Consider the following 24,291-nt stretch of genomic DNA (forward strand, 5'->3'; position numbering starts at 1 on the left):
TCACCACACCATCGTGGCCACGGCCACCAGGCCGACGACCACGATCACGCCGCGCAGCGCGATCGGCGGCAGGGTGCGGCCGACGGCGGAGCCGAGCAGGCCGCCGCACACCGCGCCGACGCCGACGAGCAGCACGATCAGCCAGTCGATCCTGGCCTCGCTGCCGAGCAGGCCGAGCTCGGCGACCAGCACGAAGATCAGGCCGGCGACGCCGTTGACGACCGCGACGAGCACGTTCTTGACGCCGTTGAGCCGCTGCAGCGACTCGGAGACCCCGATGCCGAGGACGCCCATCAGGATGACGCCCTGCGCGGCGCCGAAGTAGCCGCCGTACACGCCGGTCCCGAAGACCGCCAGCGGCACCCACCAGGACCGCTCGGCGGCGCCCTCCCCCCGCTCCGCGGCGCGGGCGGCGACCGCCCGGGACAGCCGGGGCTGAACGATGACGAGCACGATGCCGAGCAGGATCAGCACCGGTACGGCGGCCCGGAACGCGCCGGGAGGCAGCACGAGCAGCAGCACGGCGCCCAGCACGCCACCGGTCGTCGAGAAGGCGAGCAGGCGCAGCACCCGCTCGCGCTGTCCGGCGAGCTCGCGGCGATAGCCGAAGGCGCCCGCGACGCCGCCGGGCACCAGGCCCAGGCTGTTGGACATGTTGGCGGTCACCGCAGGCACGCCCAGGGCGAGCAGCGTCGGGAAGGTGATCAGCGTGCCCGACCCGACGACCGCGTTGATCGTGCCGGCCCCGACTCCCGCGAGCAGCACCGCCGCCATCTCGAGGAGGGTCACTCGGCGGTGGGATCCTTCTGGCCCGGGTGGGCGGCGCTCTCGGCCTCGGCGATCGCCTCCTGGACGGCGGCACTCGTGCCGGTGTCGGGCAGCTCGAGCTCGGTCGGGCCCATGTCGACCCGCTTGGCCGGGCCGGGCGTCGACTTCGGGATGCCGGCGATCTCGTGGATCGAGGAGCCGAGCCCCTCGAGCGCCTTGGTGATCTCGGAGGGGATCACCCACACCTTGTTGGCGTCGCCCTCGGCGATCTTCGGCATCATCTGGAGGTACTGGTAGGCCAGCAGCGACTGGTCGGGCCGCCCGTCGTGGATCGCCTGGAAGACCGTCTGGATGGCCTGGCCCTCACCCTGCGCGCGCAGGATCTGCGCCTCCCGCTCGGCCTGGGCCCGCAGGATCTGGGACTCCCGCTCACCCTCGGCGTTGAGGATCGCGGACTGCTTGTTGCCCTCGGCGGTCAGGATCGCGGACTGCCGCTGACCCTCGGCGGTGAGCACGAGCGCGCGCTTGTCGCGCTCGGCGCGCATCTGCTTCTCCATCGCGTCCTTGATCGACGGCGGCGGGTCGATGCCCTTGATCTCCACCCGCTTGACCTTGATCCCCCAGCGGCCGGTGGTCTCGTCGAGGACCGCGGACAGCCCGCTGTTGATCGACTCACGGCTGGTCAGGGTCTGCTCGAGGTCCATGCCACCGACGACATTGCGCAGCGTGGTCATGGTGAGCTGCTCGATGGCCTGGATGTAGTTGGAGATCTCGTACGTCGCCGCGATCGGGTCGGTCACCTGGAAGTAGATGACGGTGTCGACGTCGACGGTGAGGTTGTCCTCGGTGATCGCCGCCTGGGGCGGGAAGCTCACGACCTGCTCGCGCAGGTCGATGACGTAGCGGACCTTGTCGATGAAGGGCACCACGAAGTTGAGGCCGGCCGGCAGCGTCTCCTTGTACTTGCCGAACCGCTCCACGATGCCGGTGTAGGCCTGTGGGATCACCCGGATCGACTTCGCGATCACGGTGATGACCAGCAGGAGCAGGAGGACGAGCAGGACCAGGACGGTCATCGGGGCTCCTCGAGTCGGGGGTCGGAGACAGGTCGGACGTGGGCCGTGGCGCCGGCGATGGAGACCACCTCGACCGCCTCGCCGACCGCCAGGTCGGCGGTCGGCGGCTCGGCGACGGCGAGCCAGGACTCGCCGCCGATCTTGACCCGGCCGGCACGGTGGGCGGCGACCGGCTCGGTCACGATCCCGCGGCTGCCGACCAGGCTGGCCGGGCCGAGCACCAGGTCGGGGCCGCCGTGGAGGCGGCGCACCAGCGGCGGGCGGACGGCGCCGAGCAGCAGCACGGATGCCGCCGACGCGACCAGGACCGTGACCACCACGCTGTCGGTGACCAGCGCGGTCAGCGAGCCCGCGACGGCGCCGCCGGCGAGCATCAGCAGGAACAGGTCGAGGCTGACCAGCTCGGCCACCGCGAGCACGATGCCCGCGCCGAGCCAGGCCTCCCACAGGTGCTCCCGCAGCCAGTCCATGGCACGAGCCTAGCCGCGGTGGTGCTGCTTGCGCCGGGCGGCGTAGCGGCCGTCGTGGTGCTCGAGCACCAGCGGCATCCCGAAGGTCGCGGACAGCGCCTCGGCGGTCAGGGTGTCCTCGAGCGGCCCCTGCGCGACCACACGACCGCCGCGGAGCATCAGGACGTGGGTGAAGCCCGGCGGGATCTCCTCGACGTGGTGGGAGACCAGCACGGTCGCGGGCGAGAGCGGGTCGTAGGCGAGCACCGAGAGCGTGGAGACCAGGTCCTCCCGGCCACCGAGGTCGAGGCCGGCGGCCGGCTCGTCGAGCAGCAGCAGCTCCGGGTCCGTCATCAGCGCCCGGGCGATCTGGACCCGCTTGCGCTCACCCTCGCTGAGGGTGCCGTAGGTGCGGTCGGCCAGCGCGGCGACGCCGACCTCGCGCAGCAGCGCGTCGGCGCGGTCGTGGTCGACGGCGTCGTAGGACTCCTTCCAGCGCCCCAGCACGGCGTACGACGCGGTGAGCACCAGGTCGCGCACCGTCTCGTTGCGCGGGATCTGCTCGGCGACGGCGGCGCTGGAGACGCCGATGCGCGGGCGCAGCTCGAAGATGTCGACGGTGCCGAGCAGCTCGCCCAGGAGCCCGACGGCCCCGGACGTGGGATGCAGCTGGGCGCCGGCGATCTGCATCAGCGTGGTCTTGCCGGCACCGTTGGCGCCGAGCAGGATCCACCGCTCGCCCTCGCGCACCACCCAGCTGACCCGGTCGAGCAAGGTCGCCTGCCCACGACGCACGGACACCTCGGCGAGCTCCAGCACGGCGGACATGCGAGCCACCTTAACGAGTAGGGTCGACGGGTGAGCGCACTCCCCGTGTCCGCCCGGCTGGCATGGTGGGGAACCGCCTGGCTGCGCGGACTCGCCGGTCCCGACGAGGTCCTCGACGCCGTCCACGGCGACGACGTGACCCATGTCGTCAGTGGGGACTCCTCCCTCCTCCTGGAGCTCGCCGCCGCCCGCAACGCCGGCGCCGACGGGGTGGCCGCGGCCTTCCCGGCGCCCGGCGACCCGGCCGGCCTGCGCGGCCCCCGGGAGCTGACCGCGGCGGCCGTGGAGGCCGGCGAGGTGGTCCTGCTGCCCGGCGCTGGGCTGGTCCCCCGCCAGGTCGGGCGGGCCGTCGAGTGGACGGTGCTGCCCGCCGAGCGGCGCCCCCCGCCCGACCTCGGCGAAGCGGACCGGCGGCTGCGCTCCGAGCTGCTCGCCGCGGCGAACCTGCTCGCCGACCTCGACGTCGCCCGCTGGCAGCCGCGCGTCGCCGACGAGCTGCACGACCTGCGCGCCGGCGTACCGCTGGCCGCGCCGTCGGGCACCCCCGCGCGCTGCGTCGACCTCGCCGGGCGGGCGCTGCACCTCGAGGCGGTCGTCGAGCTCGCGCTCCAGGACGACGGCGGCGCGCTGTCGGCGAGCGCGGCCGCCGCCCGGCGCGACGCGCTGGAGCCGCTGGAGCGCGCGGCCCGGCACGCGCTCACCGCGGCCTGCTCGCCCGACGGCTGGCCACCGGCGGCCACCGGGCACGCGCACCGGTAGCCTGCACCCCGCGATGAGCCCTCACGACGACACCCTCCTGATCACGGTCACCGGCGCCGACCGACCCGGCGTCACCTCCGCGGTGCTGGACAGCCTCGCCGGCTCCGGTGTCACCGTCGTCGACCTGGAGCAGATCCTGATGCGCGGGCGGCTGGTGCTCGGCGTCCTGGTCACCGCGCCGCGCGACCGCAAGCGGCTGCGTCGCCGGCTGGAGTCCAGCGTCGAGGCGCTCGGGATGACCGTCGAGATCGAGAAGGGCTCCGGCGACAACCGCTCCCGCCCCAAGGACCGCGCCCACGTCACGGTGATCGGCGCGCCCCTCAAGGCCTCCGCGATGGCCGCCGTCGCCGGGCGGATCGCCGACTGCGGTGGCAACATCGACCGGATCGAGCGGATGGCCCGCTATCCCGTCACCGCGCTCGAGCTCGACGTCTCCGGCGCCCGCCCCGACCGGCTGCGCCAGCTGCTCGCCGTCGACGCCGCCGCGCACGGCATCGACGTCGCCGTGCAGCCCGCCAACCTGCTGCGCCACGGCGTACGGCTGATCGTGATGGACGTCGACTCGACCCTGATCCAGGGCGAGGTGATCGAGATGCTCGCCGAGCACGCCGGCTTCGGCGCCGAGGTCGCCGAGGTCACCGAGCGGGCGATGCGCGGCGAGATCGACTTCGAGGAGTCCCTGCGCGCGCGGGTCAAGCTGCTCGCCGGCCTCGACGCCTCGGTCCTCGACCAGGTGTACGACGCCATCGTCGTCAACCCCGGCGCCCGCACCATGGTCCGCACCCTGCGCCGGCTCGGCTACCGCTTCGCCATCGTCTCCGGCGGCTTCAGCCAGATCACCGACCGGCTCGCCGCCGACCTCGGCATCCACCGCGCCCGCGCCAACACCCTCGAGATCGTCGACGGCCGCCTCACCGGCGAGGTCGTCGGGCCGGTCGTCGACCGGGCAGGCAAGGCCACCGCGCTGCGCGAGTTCGCCGCCGACCTCGGCGTCCCCGAGGACGCCACGATCGCCATCGGCGACGGCGCCAACGACCTCGACATGCTCGCCGCCGCCGGCCTCGGCATCGCCTACAACGCGCGCCCCGTGGTCCGCGAGGCGGCGGACACCGCGCTGAACGTGCCCTACCTCGACACGATCATGTACCTCCTCGGCATCACCCGCGAGGAGATCGAGGCGGCCGACGCAGCGGTCGGGATCGTCACCCCGGCTCCGCCGGTCTGAGCGGTGCGGGAATCGCCGGTCGACCGGCGATTCCGTCACTTGTCGGCCGTTGCAACGCCCGACAAGTGACAGGAACGCCCGTCAAGTACCGCTCCGAGCGTCAGGCTCGGCCCACCTCGAAGGCCACCAGCCGCCCACCCATCGCCGCGACGTCCTCCCACGGGCCCGCGACCTCGAACACCGCCGCGGCGCTCGTCGGGAAGCTGCCGAGCTCGACTGCTCCCGACGCCTCGCCCTCGCCGTCGTCGAGCAGCTGGACGAGCATCGCCATGGTCGGGTTGTGGCCGATCACTACCACCGTGTCGGCGTCGGCGGGAGTGGTGCGGATCAGCTCGAAGACCCCCTCCTCGTCGGTGCCGTAGAGGTTGCCGTCGATCCGCGGCGCGAGCCGCCAGCCCGCGCCGGCCGCGACGACGTCCCAGGTCTCGCGGGTGCGGGCGGCGTAGGAGACGTAGGCGACGTCGGGGACGACGCCGAAGCCGCCGAGCCAGGCGCCCAGCGCCCGGCCGTCCTCCCGCCCGCGGTCGCTCAGCACGCGTTCGACGTCGGAGGGTGCGAACTGCTCGGCCTTGGCGTGTCGGACGACGACGAGCAGCCGTTGCTTCTCCACCCGGGCATCGTAGTCCCCGTGACGCCGTACGGAATCACCCATCTGGTCCCGCTGGCCGTGTTCGCCGCGGGCCTGGTGGCGGCGGTGCTCGTGGGCCGCCGGGACGCGGTGGCGTACGACGGCCCGACCCGGTTCAGCCGGACCTGTGCCGTGCTGATCCCCCTGGCGACGGTGCCCTTCCAGGTGATCGACCTGGTCTACGACTTCGACCTCGGCGTCACGCTCCCCCTGCACCTGTGCGACCTGGCGTGGATCGCGGCCACCTGGGCGCTGTGGACGCACCACCCGTTCCCGGTGACGCTCACCTACCTGTGGGGGCTGACCCTGACCGTCCAGGGCGTGCTGACGCCCTCGCTCAACGAGGACCTCCCCCACCCGCGCTACTTCGCGTTCTGGGCGCTGCACCTGCTCATCGTCTGGGCGGCGGTCTACCTGGTGATCGGGCTGCGCCGGGCGCCGAGCTGGCGCGACTACCGGGCGGCGGTGCTCACGACGTTGGGGTGGGCGGTCGCGACGTACGCGTTCAACCGGGTGGCCGACACCAACTACGGCTACCTCATGCGCAAGCCGGGGACGTCGATCCTCGACCTCCTCGGGCCGTGGCCGTGGTACGTGCTCGAGGAGATCGGGATCGTCGTCGTGGTGTGGGCACTGCTCACCGTGCTGGCGCAGCGGTGGGCTCGTCGTACGCCGGGCTAGGAGTCAGGCGCCCATCGCGTGGAAGCCGCCGTCGACATGCACGATCTCGCCGGTGGTGGCGGGGAACAGATCGGAGAGCAGCGCACACACCGCCTTGGCGGTCGGCTCCTGGTCGGTGTTGTCCCAGCCGAGCGGCGACTTGGTCGTCCACATCGACTCCAGGTCCTCGAAGCCGGGGATCGCCTTCGCGGCGAGGGTGCGCAGCGGGCCCGCGGAGACCAGGTTGACCCGGATCCCGTCGCCACCGAGGTCGCGGGCCAGGTAGCGGGCGCACGACTCCAGGCCCGCCTTCGCGACACCCATCCAGTCGTAGACCGGCCACGCGACGCTGGCGTCGAAGGTGAGCCCGACGACCGATCCGCCGTTCGTCATCAGCGGACGGCAGGCGACGGCGAGCGACTTGAGGGAGTACGCCGAGACCTGGACGGCCTGCGCCACGTCCTCCCACGGTCCGTCGAGGAACTTGCCGCCGAGCAGCGTCTCGGGGTTGCCGTAGGCGATCGAGTGCACGACGCCGTCGAGCGTCGCGTCCGCGCCCAGCGCCTCGCGCACGGCGTCCGGCAGGGCGGCGAGGTGCTCGGCGTCGGTCACGTCGAGCTCGATCACCGCCGGCAGCTCCGGCAGCCGCTTGACGATGCGACGGGTGATCCGCAGCGCCTGGCCGAAGTTGGAGACGAGCACCGTGGCGCCCTGCTCCTGCGCGAACTTCGCCACCGCGAAGCCGATCGAGGTGTCGAGGGTGACCCCCGCGACGAGGATGTTCTTGCCCGCAAGGATTCCAGTCATCTCAGTGCCCCATTCCCAGTCCGCCGTCCACGGGGATCACCGCGCCGGTCACGTACGCCGCCTCGGGGCTGGCAAGGAACAGCACCGCCCCGGCGATCTCGGTCGGGTCGGCGTACCGACCCAGCGGGACCTGATTGCGGATCCCTTCCTTCTGCTCATCGGTCAGCACCGCCGTCATGTCGGTGTCGACGTACCCGGGGGCGACCACGTTGGCCGTGATCGAGCGCGGCCCGAGCTCGCGCGCCAGCGAGCGCGCCATGCCGACCAGGCCGGCCTTCGACGCGGCGTAGTTGACCTGTCCCGGCGAGCCGAGCAGGCCCACCACGCTCGAGATGAAGATGATCCGGCCCTTCCTCTGCCGCAGCATGCCCTTCGCGGCGCGCTTGGCCAGGCGGAAGGAGGCGGTCAGGTTGGTGTCGATCACCGAGGTCCAGTCGTCCTCGGACATCCGCAGCAGGAGGGTGTCCTTGGTGATCCCGGCGTTGGCCACCAGCACCTCGACCGGCCCGTGCGCCTCCTCGGCCGCCACGAAGGCCGCCTCGACCGCGGCCGGGTCGGTGATGTCGGCCGTGAGCTCGAGCGCGCCCTCCGGCGCACCCCCGCTCCGGGTCGTGACGGCGACCTTGTCGCCCGCGGCGATGAAGGCCTCGGCGATGGCGCGGCCGATGCCGCGGTTGCCGCCGGTGACGAGGACGGAACGTGGTTGGCTCACGCTCCGTGACGCTAGTCGGGGCGGTGGTCCGGGCTCACCGGCGGCGGGCACCAAGTTCCCGGCGCTGGGTTGTAGGACCCCGACAAACGGGGTGGAGCTGCGGGGTGCGGGCTTGTTGCGGTTTGGTCCCAAACCGCAACAATTCGGGGTCAGAATTGCGGTTTGGGACCAAACCGCAACGCCACCACCCCGCGCTCCGAACGAAACCCACCAAATCGGCGGGCCGCCCGAGGCCCCGACCTACTCGTCGTCCTCCAGCCGGAACCCGATCTTCATCGTGACCTGGAAGTGCTCGACGGCCCCGTCCTTGATCTGGCCGCGCACCTGCGTGACCTCGAACCAGTCGAGGTGGCGCAGGGTCTGGCTGGCACGCTCGATGGCGTTGCGGACGGCCTGGTCGATGCCGTCGGGGGAGGTGCCGACGATCTCGCTGACGCGGTAGGTGCGGTTCGACATGCCAGCAGCGTACTCAGCGGGTGCCGGGCGTAGGGTGGGGGTCATGGACGCCATCCGCATCACCACGGCCGGCTCCAGTCCGCAGGACGATCTGGCTCGGCGTCAAAAGAAGTATGTCATCGCGATGACCATCCGCACCCTGTGCTTCGTCGGCGCGGCGATCAGCGGCGCGGCGGGGATCCACTGGCTGTGGCCGATCCTGATCGCGGGCGCCATCGTGCTGCCGTACGTCGCCGTGGTGATGGCGAACGCCGGCGACTCCCGCAGCAGCGAGCTGCCCCTCACCGGTGGTGGGGACGCGCAGCGGCAGCTGGGGCAGGCCCACCACGACGAGCAGGGCGGTCATGGAGCCTGACGTCTGCTCGGCGCGGGGCTGTCGGGAGCCCGCCGGGTGGCAGCTGCTGTGGAACAACCCGAAGCTGCACACTCCCGACCGGCGCAAGATCTGGCTGGCATGCGGTGCGCACCGGGAGTCGCTCGAGGCGTTCCTGGGCGCGCGGGGCTTCCTGAAGGAGACCGTCGCCCACGAGCAGCAGCGCTGACCGGAGTCCGCTCAGCCGCCGATGGCCGACATCGGCCGGTCCGGCTGCAGGAAGGTCGGGTCGTCGATGCCGTGGCCGGGGAGCTTGCCCCACATGGCGGTGCGCCACCGGGCGGCGAGGTCGGCGTCCGAGGCTCCGGTGCGCAGGGCGGTGCGCAGGTCGGACTCGGTGCGGGCGAACAGGCAGTTGCGGACCTGGCCGTCGGCGGTGAGCCGGACCCGGTCGCAGTCGCCGCAGAACGGGCGGGTGACCGAGGCGATGACGCCGACGGTGGCGGGGCCGTCGTCGACGCGGAAGAGCTCGGCGGGCGCGCTGCCCCGGGGCTCGGCGGCCGGCGAGAGCCGGAAGACGGAGGACAACGACGACAGGATCTCGTCGGCGGTCACCATCGAGGATCGGTCCCAGCCGTGCTGCGCGTCGAGGGGCATCTGCTCGATGAAGCGCAGCTGGTAGCCGCGCTCGAGGCACCAGGCGAGCAGCTCGGGGGCCTGGTCGTCGTTGACGCCGCGCAGCAGGACCGCGTTGACCTTCACCGGCCCGAGACCGGCGGCCTCGGCGGCGGCCAGGCCCTCGACGACGTCGGCGAACCGGTCGCGCCGGGTGATCTGGTGGAAGGTGTCGCTGCGGACGGTGTCGAGGCTGACGTTGGCGCGGTTCAGGCCCGCCTCGGCGAGCGCGGAGGCGGTGCGGGCCAGGCCGAGCGCGTTGGTGGTGATCGACATCTCGACGTCGGCGTCGAGGGCGCGCACTTGACGCACGATGTCGACCAGGCCGCGGCGCACGAGCGGCTCGCCGCCGGTGAAGCGCACCTCGGTGACCCCGAGCTCGCGGACCGCGACGCCGATCAGCCGCACCACCTCGGCGTCGGTGAGCTGCTCGTCGGTCGGCATCCAGTCCAGGCCCTCGGGCGGCATGCAGTAGGTGCAGCGCAGGTTGCAGCGATCGGTGAGCGAGACCCGGAGGTCGGTCGCGATCCGTCCGTGCTGGTCGATGAGAGGCTGCACACACCCAGTCTAGGTGGCGCCCCGGTTGGCTCCCGGCTGGTGCCGGGTCGCGCCGACCCGATGGCTACCGTTGTCCCGTGCTTTCCTGGCTGTCCTCGTGGCGATTCCTGCTCAGTCGCCGCTGGGTGCTGTTCTTCCTGGCCATCATCCTGGTCGGCTGGGCGACCTGGTGGCTCGGCGAGTGGCAGTTCGGGCGCCTCGAGGACCGCAAGGAGCAGAACGCCGTCGTCCGGGCCAACGAGCAGCGCGACCCGATCGATGTCGCTGAGGTGCTCGCGCCCGGTCGCGAGGTCGCGGAGGAGGACCAGTGGCGGCTGGTCACCGCGACCGGTGAGTACGTCCGGGACGACACCGTCGTGGTCCGCTACCGCACCCGCAACGGCTACCCCGGCGTCGAGGTGGTCGTCCCCCTCGTCACCACCAGCGGTACGACGCTCCTCGTCGATCGCGGGTGGTACGGCACCGACAACCCGGTGATCAAGGGTGCCGAGCTGCCCGCTCCCCCGGCCGGCCGGGTGACGGTGACCGGATGGGTCCGCGCCGACGGCACGGGCAGCAGCACCGAGGTCGACGACCACTCCACCCGGGCGATCGCCAGCGGCCCGATCGGCCGGGCGATCGACCGGGAGGTCTACACCGGGTTCCTGGCGCTCAAGTCGGAGGACCCGGAGCCGGAGACCGAGCTGGCGGCCGTCGAGCTGCCCGACCTCGGTGAGGGTCCCCACTTCTTCTACGGCCTGCAGTGGTGGTTCTTCGGCGTCCTCGCCGTCGGCGGCTTCGGCTACCTCGCGTGGGACGAGCGCAGGCTCGGCCCGCGGGGCGAGCGGGTCGGCACCAAGCGCCGCTCCGGTGGGCCCTTCTCGCGGCGCAACGATCAAAGGGAGCGCAGCATCCCGCCGTCGACGGGCAGCATCACCCCGGAGACGTACGACGCCGCCGGCGACAGCACGAACGCCGCCACCCGCCCGAACTCCTCCGGCAGCCCGTAGCGCCGCAGCGGGATCTGCTCCGAGGCGGCCGCACGTGCCGCGTCGGCGTCGCCGCTGCCGGCGTCCAGCTCGGCCACCCGCTCGGTCGCGAGCCGGCCCGGCAGCAGCCCGTTGACCCGGATGCCGCGCGGGCCGAGCTCGTCGGCGAGGGTCTTCGCGGCCATCGCGAGCCCGGGGCGCAGCCCGTTGGAGATGGCGAGGTCGAGGATCGGCTGGCGCACGCTGCTGGACAGCACGAACGCGATCGAGCCGCCGTCGCCCAGCACCGCGCCGACCTCGCGGGCCAGCCGGACCGCGCCCAGGAACACCGCGTCGAAGGCGGTGCGCCACTGCTCGTCGCTCATCTCGGTGATCAGCCCGGCGGGCGGCCCGCCGACGCTGATCAGCGCGCCGTCGACCCGCCCCCAGGTGGCCCGCGCCGCCTCGATCAGCCGGCCCGGGGTGTCGGCATCCGCGTTGTCGGCCACCACGCCGTGGGCCGACTCGCCGAGCGCCGCCGTGGTGGCGCGCACCGACTCCTCGTGCCGCCCCGAGATCACCACCCGGGCGCCGTCGGCGACCAGCGCCTCGGCGGTGGCCCGGCCCAGGCCGCGGGTGCCGCCGGTGACCAGGTAGACGCGGTCGGTGAGCTGCAGGTCCATCAGGAAGACTCCATCGACTCGATCTCCTCGGCGATCCGCGACACGGGTACGACGTCCGGGGCGCCCTTGCGCGCCGCGTCGGCCGTGTGGTCGTCGGGCTGCCGCTGACTCTCGCGCTCCGCCTCCACCCGCTTGAGGTAGTGCTGGAGCTCGCGGGTGTGCTGGTCGGAGTCCCAGCGCAGGTGCCCGCGCACCAGGTCGGCGACGTACGGCGCCGCCGCGGCCCCGCGGTCGAAGGTCTCGAAGGAGACCCGCAGCCGCCGGGTGAGGATGTCGTCGAGGTGCCGGGCGCCCTCGTGGGTGACGGCATAGACCGCCTCCGCCATCAGGTAGTCCTCGGCGCCGGGCAGCGGCTCGCCGAGGTCGGGCTCGGCGGCGATGAGGTCGAGCACCTCGAGCACCAGCGAGCCGTAGCGCTCCAGCAGGTGCTCGACGCGGTTGATCGCCAGGCCGGACTGGGCCGCGAGCGCGCGGCGCTGGTTCCACAGCGCCTGGTAGCCGTCGGCGCCGACCAGCGGGACGGTCTCGGTCACGCACTCCCCCGCACGCCGGCCGAGGACCGTCTCCAGTCCGTGCACCGCCTCGTCGACGGCATCGGCGGCCATCACCCGGTAGGTGGTGTACTTGCCGCCCGCGACCACCACCAGCCCCGGCACGCTGTGGGCCACGGCGTGCTCGCGCGAGAGCTTGGACGTCGCCTCGGACTCGCCGGCGAGGAGCGGGCGCAGCCCGGCGTAGACGCCCTCGACGTCGTCGCGGGTGAGCGGCACCTCCAGCACTCGGTTGACGTGCTCGAGCAGGTAGTCGATGTCACTGCTGCTCGCCGCCGGGTGGTCCTTGGAGAGCTCCCAGTCGGTGTCGGTGGTGCCGATGATCCAGTGCCGCTTCCACGGGATCACGAAGAGCACCGACTTCTCGGTGCGCAGGATGAGGCCGGTCTCGCCGCGGATCCGGTCGCGCGGCACCACCAGGTGGATGCCCTTGCTGGCGCGGACCTTGAACTGCCCGCGCTCGCGGGCCATGGCCTGGGTCTCGTCGGTCCACACGCCGGTCGCGTTGATGACCTGGGAGGCGCGGATGTCGAAGCGGTGCCCGGTCTCCAGGTCGATCACGGAGGCGCCCACCACGCGCTCGCTCTCCTTGATCAGCCCGAGCACGCGGGTGCGGGACGCGACGGCGGCACCGTACGTCGCGGCGGTGCGGGCCAGGAACATGGTGTGCCGGGCGTCGTCGACCTGCGCGTCGTAGTAGCGGATGGCACCGACCAGGGCGTCCTTGCGCAGTGACGGGAACGCCTTGCGGGCACCCCGGCGGGTGAGGTGCTTGTGGACGGGCATGCCCTCGCCGTAGCCGCTGGCCTTCGACATGGCGTCGTACATCGCGACGCCGGTGCCGGCGTACCAGCGCTCCCAGCCGAGCCCGGTCAGCGGGTAGAGGAAGGGCACCGGACGCACCAGGTGGGGCGCGAGCCGCTGCATGAGCAGCCCGCGCTCCTTGAGCGCCTCGGCGACCAGGCGGAAGTCCAGCATCTCCAGGTAGCGCAGCCCGCCGTGGACCAGCTTGGAGCTGCGGCTGGAGGTGCCGGAGGCGAAGTCGCGGGCCTCGACCAGCCCGACGGACAGCCCGCGGGTGGCGGCGTCGAGCGCCGCGCCGCAGCCGACGACCCCACCGCCGATGACGAGGACGTCGAGCGGCTGGGTCTCCAGCCGCCTGAGCGCGGCGGTGCGAGCCCGCGGGGAGAGGGGCGCCGCCTTCACCGCTCCGCCACCTCCACCCAGTCGAGGGTGCGTTGGACCGCCTTCTGCCACTGGGCGTAGCCCGCCCGTCTGCGCTCCTCGTCCCACGCCGGCTCCCAGCGCACGTCCTCCTGCCAGTTCTGCCGCAGCTCGTCGGTGTCGCGCCAGTACCCGACGGCGAGCCCCGCGGCGTACGCCGCCCCCAGCGCGGTGGTCTCCGGCACCACCGGCCGCGACACGGGTACGCCGAGCACGTCGGCCTGGATCTGCATGCACAGCCCGTTCAGGGTCACCCCACCGTCCACCTTGAGCACCTCCAGCTCGACCCCGGAGTCGGCCGACATCGCCTCGATCACGTCCCTCGACTGGTAGCAGATCGCCTCCAGCGTCGCCCGCGCGACGTGGGCGTTGGTGTTGAACCGGGACAGCCCGACGATCGCGCCCCGCGCGTCGGAGCGCCAGTACGGCGCGAACAGACCGGAGAAGGCCGGCACGAAGTAGACCCCGCCGTTGTCCTCGACCTGCCGGGCCAGCGACTCCGACTCCGCGGCGCCGCTGATGATCCCGAGCTGGTCGCGCAGCCACTGCACCGCCGACCCGGTCACCGCGATCGAGCCCTCCAGCGCGTAGACGCAGGGCTGGTCGCCCAGCTGGTACGCCGGCGTGGTGAGCAGCCCGGACTTCGACCGGACGATCTCGGTGCCGGTGTTGAGCAGCATGAAGTTGCCGGTCCCGTAGGTGTTCTTCGCCTCCCCCGGCGCGAAGCAGACCTGGCCGACGGTCGCCGCCTGCTGGTCGCCGAGGATGCCGGTGATCGGCACCTCGCCGCCGAACGGGCCGTTGGCCCGGGTCACGCCGTAGGGCGTGCGCGCCGAGGACTCCCTGATCTCGGGCAGCATCGCGCGCGGCACCCCGAAGAACCCGAGCAGCTCCTCGTCCCAGTCCAGGGTCTCCAGGTCCATCAGCATGGTGCGGCCGGCATTGGTGACGTCGGTGACGTGCACGCCACCGTCGGGCCCGCCGGTGAGATTCCACAGCACCCAGCTGTCCGGCGTACCGAACAGGGCGTCGCCGCGCTCGGCCGCCTCCCGGGCGCCCGGCACGTTCTCCAGGATCCACTGCAGCTTGCCGCCGGAGAAGTAGGTCGCCGGGGGCAGGCCGGCGCGATGGCGGATGACGTCGCCGCGACCGTCGCGGTCCAGGGCGGCGGCGATCGCGTCGGTGCGGGTGTCCTGCCACACGATGGCGCTGGTGAGGGGGCGACCGGTGCGGCGGTCCCACACGATCGTGGTCTCCCGCTGGTTGGTGATGCCGACGGCGGCGAGGTCCTCGGCGCCGAGCCGGGCCTTAGCGAGCGTGGTCTGCACCACCGCGGAGGTCCGCTCCCAGATCTCGATCGGGTTGTGCTCGACCCAGCCGGCCCGGGGCAGGATCTGGGAGTGCTCGAGCTGGTGCCGGGCCACCTCGCGGCCACCGTGGTCGAAGACCATGAACCGGGTGCTCGTCGTGCCCTGGTCGATCGCCCCGACGAACCGTGCCTCAGCCATGGGTCGAAGCCTACGGACCTGCGGGGTGCCTCAGGGACATTCCGGATGCGGGTCGTCGGCGGGCTCTGTCAGGGTGGGGCCATGACAGCAGTCGCGGCGCGCGCCATCGAGCTCCACAAGCGCTACGGATCGGGTGACTCGGAGGTCCGCGCGCTCGACGGGGTCTCCCTCGACATCGGCGCCCGCGAGTTCACCGCGATCATGGGCCCGTCGGGCTCCGGCAAGTCCACGTTGATGCACTGCCTCGCCGCGCTCGACACCCCGACGTCGGGCGACGTCGAGATCGGCGAGGTCGCGCTGTCCCGGCTGCGCGACAAGGCCCTCACCGCGCTGCGACGCGAGCAGATCGGGTTCGTCTTCCAGGCGTTCAACCTGGTGCCGACCCTCACCGCGCGCGAGAACATCCTGCTGCCGCTGAGCCTCGCCGGCCGCAAGCCCGACCAGGCCTGGTTCGACACCGTCGTCGACACCGTCGGGCTGCGCGACCGGCTCGGCCACCGTCCGTCGCAGATGTCCGGCGGGCAGCAGCAGCGGGTCGCCTGCGCGCGGGCGCTGGTCAGCAAGCCGTCCATCGTGTTCGCCGACGAGCCGACCGGCAACCTCGACAGCACCTCGGGGGCGGAGGTGCTCGGCTTCCTGCGCCGCAGCGTCGACGAGTTCGACCAGACCATCGTGATGGTCACCCACGACGCGGTCGCGGCGTCGTACTGCGACCGCGTGGTGTTCCTCGCCGACGGCCGGGTGGTCGACGAGCTGCGTGAGCCGAACCGCGAGCTGATCCTGGAGCGGATGACGTGCTTCGGCTGACCCTGCGCAACCTGCTGGCCCGCAAGGTGCGGCTCGTGATGAGCGGGCTGTCGATCATCCTCGGCGTGGCGTTCCTGTCCGGCGTGCTGGTGTTCAGCAACGGCCTGTCGGCCACCTTCGACGGCATCATCCACGGCTCCACGCCCGACGGCGTGGTGCGGGCCGCCGACACCGCGTCCTTCGACGGTGGCGTCTCCGGCCAGACGGCCCGGGCGCTCACCCCCGACGACGTCACCCGGCTCGCGGGTCTGCCCCAGGTCGCCCGTGCCGACGGCGACGTCGCCGGCTTCGGCATGAGCCTGCTCGCCAGCGACGGCACCCTCGTCGGCGGCACCGGCGCGCCGACGCTCGCCTTCAACCACACCGACGGACCCAACATGGACGGCGAGCGGGCGCTGCTCCTGACGTCGGGCCGCTGGCCGGGCGGGCCGGGCGAGATCGTGCTCGACGAGGCCGCCGCGAAGGCCGGCGACTACCGCGTCGGCGACCAGGTCAAGCTGCTCGCGCCGTTCGGGACCCTGGAGCGGACCGCGACGCTGGTCGGCACCGCCGAGTTCAACGGCGGCGGCACCGCCGGCGCCACCCTGCTCGTCTTCACCACCGAGGAGGCCCAGCAGCTGTTCCTCGGCGGCAAGGACGTCTACAACCAGATCAGTCTCACCGCTGCCGACGGGGTGTCCCAGGAGCAGCTGGTCGCCGCCGCTCGGAAGGTGCTGCCCGACGGCTTCGAGGCGGTCACCGGCGACAAGGTCGCCGAGGAGTCGCAGGACGCGGTCGGCAGCTTCCTCGGGATCATCAGCACCTTCCTGCTGGTGTTCGCGATCATCGCCGTGATCGTCGGCGGCTTCATCATCGTCAACACCTTCACCATCCTGGTCGCGCAGCGCACCCGCGAGCTGGCCCTGCTCCGTGCCCTCGGCGCCGGGCGCGGCCAGGTCACCCGCTCGGTGCTGCTCGAGGCGCTGGTGCTGGCCGTGGTCGCCACGACGCTCGGGATCGGCCTCGGCCTGGTCCTGGCCCGCGGGCTCGCGGCCCTGTTCCGCTCGATCGGGCTCGACATCGCCAGTGCGGCCCTCGACCTCACCCCGCGGGCGGTCGTGACCAGCTATGTCGTCGGCATCGGCGTGACCATGGCGGCGGCCTATCTCCCGGCCCGGCGCGGCGCGAAGGTCGCCCCGGTGGCGGCGATGCGGGCCGACGCCGTGCCGGAGCGCGGGTCGCTGCGTCGCCGTACCCTCGTCGGGGCGGTGCTACTGGTCATCGGCGGCGGCTTCGCGGTCGCCGGCGTCGTCGGCGCGCCAGGCTCCGACGCGGCCTGGATCGGCGTCGGCGCGGTGATCTGGATCCTCACCGTCGCCGCGATCAGCCCGGTCGTCGGCAAGCCCGTGCTCGCCCTGTGCCGCTCGCTGTTCGGCGCGGTGTTCGGCACCACCGGCCGACTGGCCGGCGAGAACGCGCTGCGCGACCCCCGTCGTACCGGCGCCACGGCCTCGGCCCTGATGATCGGCCTGGCCCTGGTGTCCACCATCGGCGTGCTCGCCGCCTCGCTCAACGCCTCGGTCGACGACGTCGTCGACGAGCAGTTCACCGCCGACCTGCTGGTGCAGAACTCCAACTTCCTGCCGTTCTCGACCTCGATCGGCGACGACGTCGCGAAGGTGCCGGGCGTCGAGGTGGTCAGCCGCCAGCAGTGGACCGCGGCCCACGTCGCCTCGGGGCCGGGCGAGGGCGACACGGTGAGCGTCGCCGGCAACGATGCGGCCTACGCCGAGATCTACCACCAGGACGTCGTGTCCGGCGTCGCCTCCCCCACCGGCGCCGAGGCCGTGCTCTTCCGCTCGGTCGCCAAGGAGCTCGGCGTGAAGGTCGGCGACCCGCTCGACCTCGGCTTCCAGGGCGGCACCACGCTGCAGCTGAAGGTCGCCGGCATCGTCGAGTCCTCCGACACCACCTCCGAGGTCAGCATCCCGCTCGACCAGCTGGTCGCCGCCGGCGTGCTGCGCCAGGACTCCACCCTCAGCGTCCTCATCGAGCCCGGCGCCGACAAGGCGAAGGTCCGCGACGCCGTCGACGCCGCCGCCGCGTCGGCCCCGATCGTCGGCGTCTTCGACAAGCAGGGCTTCGCCGACCAGATCCGCGACCAGGTCAACCAGCTGCTCTACATCATCTACGGGCTGCTGGCGCTGGCCATCGTGATCGCGGTGATCGGGATCGTGAACACCCTCGGCCTCAGCGTCATCGAGCGCACCCGCGAGATCGGCCTGCTCCGCGCCGTGGGCATGAGCCGCGCCAAGCTGCGCCGGATGATCACCCTCGAGTCGGTCGCCATCGCCGTCCTCGGCGCCGTGCTCGGCATGGTCCTCGGCCTGCTCATCGGCATCCTGCTCCAGCGCTCGCTCTCCGACGACCTGAGCAGCCTCGGCCTCCCCCTCGGCCAGCTGCTCGCGTTCCTCGTGGTGGCGATCGTGGTGGGCGTGCTCGCCGCGGTGGTCCCGGCGGTGCGCGCCGGCAGGCTCGACGTGCTGGAGGCGATCGCGAGCGAGTGAGGGGCTGCTCGGCGTCGCACCCGGCATCTCGGTCGTGATCTCGTCGATCCGACGACCCGATCGCCGGGTACGACGAGCCCAGGGTCAGGCCAGCGCCACCAGGTCCGCGTAGTCCGGGCTCCACAGGTCCTCGACACCGTCGGGCAGGATCAGCACCCGGTCCGGCTCCAGCGCGTGCACCGCCCCCTCGTCGTGGGTGACCAGCACGATCGCGCCCTCGTAGCGCCGGATCGCGTTGAGCACCTCCTCGCGGGAGGCCGGGTCGAGGTTGTTGGTGGGCTCGTCGAGGAGCAGCACGTTGGCGGCCGAGACGACGAGCGAGGCGAGGGCGAGCCGGGTCTTCTCGCCGCCGGAGAGGACGCCGGCCGGCTTGTGCACGTCGTCGCCGGAGAACAGGAACGAGCCCAGGACCGAGCGGGCCTCGGTGTCGGTCAGCTGGGGCGCCGCGGACTGCATGTTCTCGAGGACGGTGCGGGAGACGTCGAGGGTCTCGTGCTCCTGGGCGTAGTAGCCGACCTTCAGGCCGTGCCCGGCGACGACCTCGCCGGTGTCGGGCTTGTCGACGCCCGCGAGGATCCGCAGCATCGTGGTCTTGCCGGCGCCGTTGAGGCCGAGGATGACCACGCGCGAGCCCTTGTCGATGGCCAGGTCGACGGCGGTGAAGATCTCCAGCGCGCCATAGGACTTCGACAGGTCGTGCGCCGAGAGCGGGGTCTTGCCGCAGGCGGCCGGGGTGGGGAACTTGATCGCGGCCACCTTGTCGGCCTGGCGCTCGCCCTCGACGCCCTCCATCAGCTTCTCGGCCCGCTTGAGCATCTGCTGGGCGGCCGAGGCCTTGGTCGCCTTGGCCCGCATCTTGTTGGCCTGGTCGGTGAGCGTCTTCGCCTTGTTCTGGGCGTTCATCAGCTCGCGCTTGCGCCGCGCCTCGTCGGTCTCGCGCTGGGTGAGGTAGTTCTTCCAGCCCATGTTGTAGACGTCGATGACCGCGCGGTTGGCGTCGAGGTGGAAGACCTTGTTGACGGTCTCCTCGAGCAGGTCGTTGTCGTGGCTGATCACGATGAAGCCGCCCTTGTAGGACTTCATCCAGTCCCGCAGCCACAGGATCGAGTCGGCGTCGAGGTGGTTGGTCGGCTCGTCGAGCACCAGCACCTCGGCGCTGGAGAACAGGATCCGGGCCAGCTCGACGCGGCGCCGCTGGCCGCCCGACAGGGTGCCGAGGGGCTGCTCCATCAGGCGGTCGGGGATGCCGAGGCTCTGCGCGATCTGGAGCGCCTCGGTCTCGGCGGCGTACCCACCCCCGGCGTCGAGCTCGTCCTGCGCGCGCTGGAACTTGCGGAACGCCTTGTCGCGCTCGCCGGGGTCGTCGGAGGCCATCGCGACCTCGGCGGCCCGCATCCGTCGTACGGCGTCGTCGAGGCCGCGCGCCGACAGGATCCGGTCGCGGACGATCACCTCGGGGTCACCGACCCGGGGATCCTGCGGGAGGTAGCCGAGCTCGCCGGAGTTGGTGACCGAGCCGCTCGCCGGCAGCGCGTCGCCGGCCAGCACCTTGGTGAGGGTGGTCTTGCCGGCGCCGTTGCGGCCGACCAGGCCGACCTTGTCGCCGGGGCCGACCCGGAAGCTGACGTCGTCCATGAGGAGCCGCGCACCGACGCGTACCTCGAGCTGGTGCACCGTGATCATGAGGCGGCCATTCTCCCACGCCCGTTCGGCGCCCCCTAAATGGCGGTGCCGTCCTCTAGGGTGCTGCCGTGGTGCGATTCAATCCGAAGGCCCGCCTCGACCAGTCCCGGGTCCGCGACGCCGGCTCCGGCGGCGGTGGTGGCCTGGGTGGCGGTCTCGGGGGCGGGGGCATGCGGCTCCCCATCCCGGGCGGCAAGGGCGGCGTCGGCGGCCTGATCGGCGTGATCCTGGTCGTGGTGGTCACCCTCCTGCTCGGCGGCAACCCGCTCAGCGGCGGCGGGGGCGGCACCGGCGGGCTCGGCAACGTCTACTCGCCGTCCCGGCTCAGCGACGCCCAGGAGGGCACGGACCGCTACGCCGGGTGCCAGACCGGCGAGGACGCCAACAACAGCCAGGACTGCGCCCGGGTCGCGATCGAGAACTCGCTGACCTCCTACTGGCGCAGCGAGCTCGGCGGCGAGTTCCGCCCCGAGCAGGCCGTGGTGACCTTCACCGGCTCCGTCAACACCGGCTGTGGCGCGGCGTCCTCGGCGGTCGGGCCGTTCTACTGCCCCAGCGACGAGACGATCTACCTCGACACCACCTTCTTCGACGACGTGCTGGAGGCCCAGCTCGGCGGTCCCGACGGCAGCTTCGTCGAGTTCTACGTCCTCGCCCACGAGTACGGCCACCACATCTCCAACCTGCTCGGCTTCATGGCCAAGGTCCGCAGCCAGCAGACCGGGCCGCAGAGCGACGGCGTCCGCCTCGAGCTGCAGGCCGACTGCTACGCCGGCATGTGGGCCAAGCACGCCACCACCACCGAGGACGCGTCGGGCGAGAAGCTGATCCTCGACCTGACCCAGGACGACATCAACCAGGCCATCGAGGCCGCGAAGTCGGTGGGCGACGACTACATCCAGAAGCGGGCCGGCGGCCGCGTCGACCAGGAGGCCTGGACCCACGGCTCGTCGGCCCAGCGGCAGAAGTGGTTCATGGTGGGCTTCCAGGAGGGCACCATCGACGCCTGCGACACCTTCTCGGCCCCCAAGGTCTGACGCCGAGGAGGCTAGAGGTCCAGCAGGGCCTCCATGTGCGCGAAGGTGCGCTGCAGCGCGCGCAGGTGCGGCGCCACGGCCGGGTGCCGGTACTTGCCGGCCAGCGCCCCCTCGCCGCCGGCGACCCGCGCCAGCGCCCACTCGGCGCGGTTGAGTGCGGTGTAGACGGAGACCACCTGGGCGCCGAGGAGCACGCTGTCGCGGTCCGCGACACCGTCGGGCAGGCCCAGCAGGTAGGCGTCGAGCAGCGGCTCGAACTCCTCGCGCGACGACAGCGACAGGTAGCCCAGGTCACCGCCGGCGGGGCCGTGGCCGAGCGTGCCCCAGTCGATGGCGAGCGCGTCGTCGCCGGCCCGGCCGGGGATGTTGAGCGCGGTCGGGTCGCCGTGCTGCGGGACCTGGGGCAGCACGTCGAGCAGGCTCAGCATCCGCTCGCGGTGGGTCCACAGATGCTCGGCGACATCGGCGACGGTGGTGCGGGCCAGGGTCGGCCAGCCGCCTCGCCGGGCCACCCGGGCCATCCGGTCACGGAGCAGCGAGCTCGCGAGAAATGCCGGGTGGCCGAGGTCAGCGCCGGCGAACCGGCCCAGCGACAGGGCCAGGAACAGCCCGCTCGACGCGGCGTCCTCGACCCAGTCCCGGACGATGGTGACGCCGTCCGGGTCCTCCTCGACCGACGCCTCCGCCGAGCGCAGGCCGGGCGTGGCCGCGGTGAGCCCGGTCAGCAGGACGTCGGCCTCGCGGCGCCAGTACCCGGCATGACCGCGCTCGGAGAGCCCGGCCGGATCCCCCGGCGCGGGCGCGGCAAGCCGCTTCACCACCACGGGCCGCCCGCCGAGCGCGGTGCGCCACACGCCGACGGTGGACGTCCCCGTGCCGCCGGGGAGCGCCACCCAGTCGGGCTCGGGCTGCCACATGGTGGGCAAACTAGCCGATGTCGCGCTCGCGGAACCGCCACCACGCCACGGTAAGCAGCGCGGCGGCCACCGCGCTCAGTCCCGCCGCGCTCCCCCAGCTCCACGTCTCGGCGGGCACCGACGGCACGTGCGCGTACGGCGAGAGGCCGGTCAGCCAGCCCGGGAGGTCCAGCAGGTCGCCGAGCAGGCTCAGGGTCAGGCAGGCAGCCGGCCAGGCCCAGACCAGGACCGACCAGCGCAGGCCGGCGGCGAGCGACAGCACGGCGAGCGCGGCCACCGCCCAGGCGGCGGGCGCCCAGGCGAGCGCCGCGACGAGCAGGTTGCCGATCCCGGGACCGTCGGCGGCGACGTACCCGAGCCACAGCCCGGCGCCGGTCACCAGCAGCAGCCAGGCGGTGCCGGCCAGGGCCAGGACCGCGGACGCGGCGAACCACCGGCCGCGGCTGGTCGCCGTGGCGAGCACCAGCTCGGCGCGCCCGTCCTCCTCGTCGTGGCCGGCGTGGCTGACCACGGTCACGGCGAAGTAGGTGAGGACGACCGCGACGATCGACAGGATCGCGGCGACCAGCGCGCCGCCGAGCTCGTCGATGATCGACCGGGCGGCCTTCGAGTCCAGCAGGTCTCCGACCCCGGGCGCGATCATGCCGAACACCACGCCGAGGACGCCCGCCGCCACCGACCACAGCACCAGCGTGGTGGCGTGCACCTTCACCGTCAGCGCGAAGGCATCCGCGAGCCGCGGGGACCCGGTCCGCGGGCCCGGCCGGGTGGGCACCAGCCCCGAGCCGAGGTCGCGCCGCGACCGGAGCGCGAACGCGGCCGCCACGAGCAGGGCCGTCACCAGCAGGTAGCCGGGCAGCAGCCACCAGCGCACCTCGCCGTACGCGCGCACCTGGGTGTTCCAGCCCAGCGGCGAGAGCCAGCTCAGCCAGGCCGGGCCGGTGTCCCCGGCCGCGCGGAGCACGTAGAGGACGCCGACGGCCCCGGCGGCGTACGCCGCGCAGGTGCGGGCGCTCGCGGAGAGCTGGGCGGTCACGGCGCCGACACCCGCGGCCACCAGCGCGGTGCCGCCCCACAGCGCGCCGAAGGCGAGCGAGCCGACCGGGTCCAGCCCGGCGAGGGTGTTGCCGAGTGCGGTGAGCAGGCCGAGCGCGACCGCGAGCACGAGGGCCTCGAGCAGGGTGGCGACCAGCGCCGCCTGCCGGCCCACGGCGGTGCCGCCGACCAGCTCGGTGCGGCCGGTCTCCTCCTCGACCCGGGTGTGGCGGCGCACCACGACCACGAACAGCACGGCCACGAACACGGCGTAGAGCACGGTCATCTTGGTCATCGCCAGCTCGCCCTCGCTGGTGACGTCGAGGACCGGCCCGTAGAGCGCGACGATCGCGGGACTGGCGTTGATGGCCTCGGCTGCCCGCACCCGGTCGGCCTGGTCGGCGTACAGGCCCGGGGTCGCGGCCGCCGACGCGACGCTCATCAGGACCAGTACGCCGAGCGCCACCGGCGCGAGGACCCGGTCCTGGCGCAGCGCGAGCCGCAGCAGCAGCCGCCATCCGGTCATCGCCCGGCTCCGGCGCGGTCGCGGTAGGCGTCGAGGAAGAGCTCCTCGAGGCTGGGCGGGGTGCTGGTGAGGGCGGTGACGCCGGCGGCGGTCAGCGCGGTGAGCACGGCGGGCAGGCCGTCGGGGTCCACGGTGCAGCTCACCTGGCCGCCGTCGACCGCGAGGTCGTGCACTCCCGGCACGGCGCCGAGGTCCGGGGCCGGGCCGGTCAGGGTGGCCACGATCCGGCTCCGGCTGAGGTGGCGCAGGTCGCTGAGTCGCCCGCTCTCGACCACCCGGCCCTCGCGGATGATGGTCACCCGGTCGGCGAGCCGGTCGACCTCGCTGAGGATGTGGCTCGACAGCAGCACGGTCGCGCCGCGCGCGGTCTGCTCGGCGACGCACTCGTTGAAGATCTGCTCCATCAGCGGGTCCAGGCCCGAGGTCGGCTCGTCGAGGATGAGCAGGTCCGGGTCGGTGGCGAACGCGGCGACCAGCGCCACCTTCTGCCGGTTGCCCTTGGAGTAGGCGCGGCCCCGCTTGGTGGGATCGAGCGCGAACCGCTCGACCAGCTCCTCGCGCCGGGAGGCGGCCGGGTCGGCGCCCCGCATCCGGATCAGCAGGTCGACGATCTCGCCGCCGCTCAGGTTCGGCCACAGGCTCACGTCGCCCGGAACGTACGCCAGCCGCCGGTGCAGGCTCGCCGCGTCCCGCCACGGGTCGCCGCCGAGGATCCGGACCTCGCCGGCGTCCTTGCGCAGCAGGCCGAGCAGCACCCGGATGGTGGTCGACTTGCCGGCGCCGTTGGGCCCCAGGAAGCCGTGCACCTCCCCCGGCTCGACGCTCAGGTCGAGCCCGTCGAGGGCGCGGAAGGAGCCGAACGTCTTCACGAGGCCACGAACCTCGACGAGGGGGCTGGTCATGGCTCCATGAT

At 72.8% G+C, this 24,291-nt stretch carries 25 protein-coding genes; 9 read left to right on the forward strand and 16 right to left on the reverse strand.

Annotation, left to right across the window (positions count from 1 at the left end; all coding sequences use genetic code 11):
- Genes JOD66_RS27655 through JOD66_RS27670 form a run of 4 tightly spaced genes read right to left on the reverse strand, consistent with a single transcriptional unit; the run spans nucleotide 1 to nucleotide 3,121 of the window.
- Nucleotides 1–789 (reverse strand): sulfite exporter TauE/SafE family protein, encoded by a 789-nt coding sequence (locus JOD66_RS27655; RefSeq protein ID WP_205126111.1) that lies wholly within the window; start codon nucleotides 787–789, stop codon nucleotides 1–3.
- Nucleotides 786–1,844 (reverse strand): SPFH domain-containing protein, encoded by a 1,059-nt coding sequence (locus tag JOD66_RS27660; protein ID WP_205126112.1) that lies wholly within the window; start codon nucleotides 1,842–1,844, stop codon nucleotides 786–788. Before JOD66_RS27660 ends, JOD66_RS27655 begins: the two co-directional genes overlap by 4 nt.
- Nucleotides 1,841–2,314: an NfeD family protein gene (locus JOD66_RS27665; RefSeq protein ID WP_205126113.1), complete on the reverse strand. Its 474-nt coding sequence runs from the start codon at nucleotides 2,312–2,314 to the stop codon at nucleotides 1,841–1,843. The genes JOD66_RS27660 and JOD66_RS27665 overlap by 4 nt, the downstream gene beginning before the upstream one ends.
- Before the next feature lie 9 nt (nucleotides 2,315–2,323).
- Nucleotides 2,324–3,121, reverse strand: a complete 798-nt coding sequence (locus JOD66_RS27670; RefSeq protein ID WP_205126114.1) for an ABC transporter ATP-binding protein — start codon at nucleotides 3,119–3,121, stop codon at nucleotides 2,324–2,326.
- A gap of 30 nt (nucleotides 3,122–3,151) precedes the next feature.
- Between JOD66_RS27670 and JOD66_RS27675 the strand changes: the two genes are divergently transcribed.
- Nucleotides 3,152–3,880: an Rv1486c family protein gene (locus JOD66_RS27675; protein ID WP_205126115.1), complete on the forward strand. Its 729-nt coding sequence runs from the start codon at nucleotides 3,152–3,154 to the stop codon at nucleotides 3,878–3,880.
- A gap of 13 nt (nucleotides 3,881–3,893) precedes the next feature.
- A complete protein-coding gene (serB, locus tag JOD66_RS27680) occupies nucleotides 3,894–5,105 on the forward strand; it encodes a phosphoserine phosphatase SerB (RefSeq protein ID WP_205126116.1) in 1,212 nt (403 codons plus the stop codon).
- Nucleotides 5,106–5,205: 100 nt separating this feature from the next.
- Here serB and JOD66_RS27685 read toward each other — a convergent pair whose 3' ends face one another.
- Nucleotides 5,206–5,715 carry a SixA phosphatase family protein gene (locus tag JOD66_RS27685; RefSeq protein ID WP_205126117.1) on the reverse strand — a complete coding sequence of 170 codons (510 nt, stop codon included), beginning with the start codon at nucleotides 5,713–5,715 and terminating at the stop codon, nucleotides 5,206–5,208.
- 18 nt (nucleotides 5,716–5,733) lie between these two features.
- Here JOD66_RS27685 and JOD66_RS27690 point away from each other — a divergent pair, with 18 nt between their 5' ends.
- The gene (locus JOD66_RS27690) at nucleotides 5,734–6,414 is read left to right on the forward strand and encodes a YwaF family protein (RefSeq protein ID WP_205126118.1); all 681 of its coding nucleotides are present in this window, start codon (nucleotides 5,734–5,736) and stop codon (nucleotides 6,412–6,414) included.
- A gap of 3 nt (nucleotides 6,415–6,417) precedes the next feature.
- Here JOD66_RS27690 and fabI read toward each other — a convergent pair whose 3' ends face one another.
- The 3 genes from fabI to JOD66_RS27705 form a co-directional block, all read right to left on the reverse strand.
- The gene (fabI, locus tag JOD66_RS27695; RefSeq protein WP_205126119.1) at nucleotides 6,418–7,200 is read right to left on the reverse strand and encodes an enoyl-ACP reductase FabI; all 783 of its coding nucleotides are present in this window, start codon (nucleotides 7,198–7,200) and stop codon (nucleotides 6,418–6,420) included.
- A 1-nt stretch (nucleotide 7,201) separates the two neighbouring features.
- The gene (gene fabG, locus JOD66_RS27700; RefSeq protein WP_205126120.1) at nucleotides 7,202–7,912 is read right to left on the reverse strand and encodes a 3-oxoacyl-ACP reductase FabG; all 711 of its coding nucleotides are present in this window, start codon (nucleotides 7,910–7,912) and stop codon (nucleotides 7,202–7,204) included.
- A 240-nt stretch (nucleotides 7,913–8,152) separates the two neighbouring features.
- Nucleotides 8,153–8,368 carry a dodecin gene (locus JOD66_RS27705; RefSeq protein WP_205126121.1) on the reverse strand — a complete coding sequence of 72 codons (216 nt, stop codon included), beginning with the start codon at nucleotides 8,366–8,368 and terminating at the stop codon, nucleotides 8,153–8,155.
- A 43-nt stretch (nucleotides 8,369–8,411) separates the two neighbouring features.
- On the opposite strand from JOD66_RS27705, the gene JOD66_RS27710 reads away from it, so the two are divergent.
- Both JOD66_RS27710 and JOD66_RS27715 read left to right on the forward strand, forming a co-directional pair.
- Nucleotides 8,412–8,723 carry a DUF3099 domain-containing protein gene (locus JOD66_RS27710; RefSeq protein ID WP_205126122.1) on the forward strand — a complete coding sequence of 104 codons (312 nt, stop codon included), beginning with the start codon at nucleotides 8,412–8,414 and terminating at the stop codon, nucleotides 8,721–8,723.
- The gene (locus JOD66_RS27715) at nucleotides 8,713–8,910 is read left to right on the forward strand and encodes an acetone carboxylase (RefSeq protein WP_205126123.1); all 198 of its coding nucleotides are present in this window, start codon (nucleotides 8,713–8,715) and stop codon (nucleotides 8,908–8,910) included. The genes JOD66_RS27710 and JOD66_RS27715 overlap by 11 nt, the downstream gene beginning before the upstream one ends.
- Before the next feature lie 11 nt (nucleotides 8,911–8,921).
- On the opposite strand, the gene moaA is transcribed toward JOD66_RS27715, so the two are convergent.
- Complete coding sequence (gene moaA, locus JOD66_RS27720; RefSeq protein ID WP_205126124.1) at nucleotides 8,922–9,914, reverse strand: GTP 3',8-cyclase MoaA; 993 nt, start codon at nucleotides 9,912–9,914, stop codon at nucleotides 8,922–8,924.
- 77 nt (nucleotides 9,915–9,991) lie between these two features.
- Between moaA and JOD66_RS27725 the strand changes: the two genes are divergently transcribed.
- Entirely contained in the window at nucleotides 9,992–10,903 is a 912-nt protein-coding gene (locus tag JOD66_RS27725; protein WP_307823769.1) for an SURF1 family cytochrome oxidase biogenesis protein, read from the forward strand.
- Here the strand turns inward: JOD66_RS27725 and JOD66_RS27730 are convergent.
- Genes JOD66_RS27730 through glpK form a run of 3 tightly spaced genes read right to left on the reverse strand, consistent with a single transcriptional unit; the run spans nucleotide 10,789 to nucleotide 14,827 of the window.
- Nucleotides 10,789–11,544, reverse strand: a complete 756-nt coding sequence (locus JOD66_RS27730) for an SDR family oxidoreductase (RefSeq protein ID WP_205126125.1) — start codon at nucleotides 11,542–11,544, stop codon at nucleotides 10,789–10,791. The two genes, JOD66_RS27725 and JOD66_RS27730, sit on opposite strands and share 115 nt — an antisense overlap.
- Nucleotides 11,544–13,301, reverse strand: coding sequence for a glycerol-3-phosphate dehydrogenase/oxidase (locus tag JOD66_RS27735; protein WP_205126126.1), 1,758 nt, complete (start codon nucleotides 13,299–13,301; stop codon nucleotides 11,544–11,546). The genes JOD66_RS27730 and JOD66_RS27735 overlap by 1 nt, the downstream gene beginning before the upstream one ends.
- The gene (gene glpK, locus JOD66_RS27740) at nucleotides 13,298–14,827 is read right to left on the reverse strand and encodes a glycerol kinase GlpK (RefSeq protein ID WP_205126127.1); all 1,530 of its coding nucleotides are present in this window, start codon (nucleotides 14,825–14,827) and stop codon (nucleotides 13,298–13,300) included. Before glpK ends, JOD66_RS27735 begins: the two co-directional genes overlap by 4 nt.
- Before the next feature lie 81 nt (nucleotides 14,828–14,908).
- Between glpK and JOD66_RS27745 the strand changes: the two genes are divergently transcribed.
- Both JOD66_RS27745 and JOD66_RS27750 read left to right on the forward strand, forming a co-directional pair.
- Entirely contained in the window at nucleotides 14,909–15,634 is a 726-nt protein-coding gene (locus JOD66_RS27745; RefSeq protein WP_205126128.1) for an ABC transporter ATP-binding protein, read from the forward strand.
- Entirely contained in the window at nucleotides 15,622–18,180 is a 2,559-nt protein-coding gene (locus tag JOD66_RS27750) for an ABC transporter permease (protein ID WP_205126129.1), read from the forward strand. Before JOD66_RS27745 ends, JOD66_RS27750 begins: the two co-directional genes overlap by 13 nt.
- A gap of 84 nt (nucleotides 18,181–18,264) precedes the next feature.
- Here the strand turns inward: JOD66_RS27750 and abc-f are convergent, their stop codons facing one another.
- Nucleotides 18,265–19,863: a ribosomal protection-like ABC-F family protein gene (gene abc-f, locus JOD66_RS27755; RefSeq protein ID WP_205126130.1), complete on the reverse strand. Its 1,599-nt coding sequence runs from the start codon at nucleotides 19,861–19,863 to the stop codon at nucleotides 18,265–18,267.
- A 71-nt stretch (nucleotides 19,864–19,934) separates the two neighbouring features.
- On the opposite strand from abc-f, the gene ypfJ reads away from it, so the two are divergent.
- On the forward strand, nucleotides 19,935–20,900 hold the full coding sequence (gene ypfJ, locus JOD66_RS27760; RefSeq protein ID WP_205126600.1) for a KPN_02809 family neutral zinc metallopeptidase: 966 nt from the start codon (nucleotides 19,935–19,937) through the stop codon (nucleotides 20,898–20,900).
- 11 nt (nucleotides 20,901–20,911) lie between these two features.
- Here the strand turns inward: ypfJ and JOD66_RS27765 are convergent, their stop codons facing one another.
- The 3 genes from JOD66_RS27765 to JOD66_RS27775 are packed head-to-tail and all read right to left on the reverse strand — an operon-like array spanning nucleotide 20,912 to nucleotide 24,280.
- Nucleotides 20,912–21,817, reverse strand: a complete 906-nt coding sequence (locus JOD66_RS27765; RefSeq protein WP_205126131.1) for a phosphotransferase — start codon at nucleotides 21,815–21,817, stop codon at nucleotides 20,912–20,914.
- A 10-nt stretch (nucleotides 21,818–21,827) separates the two neighbouring features.
- Complete coding sequence (locus tag JOD66_RS27770; RefSeq protein ID WP_205126132.1) at nucleotides 21,828–23,378, reverse strand: ABC transporter permease; 1,551 nt, start codon at nucleotides 23,376–23,378, stop codon at nucleotides 21,828–21,830.
- Nucleotides 23,375–24,280 (reverse strand): ABC transporter ATP-binding protein, encoded by a 906-nt coding sequence (locus tag JOD66_RS27775; protein WP_205126133.1) that lies wholly within the window; start codon nucleotides 24,278–24,280, stop codon nucleotides 23,375–23,377. The genes JOD66_RS27770 and JOD66_RS27775 overlap by 4 nt, the downstream gene beginning before the upstream one ends.
- Nucleotides 24,281–24,291: the final 11 nt, after the last annotated feature.

Source organism: Nocardioides nitrophenolicus, assembly GCF_016907515.1.
GTDB lineage: Bacteria > Actinomycetota > Actinomycetes > Propionibacteriales > Nocardioidaceae > Nocardioides > Nocardioides nitrophenolicus.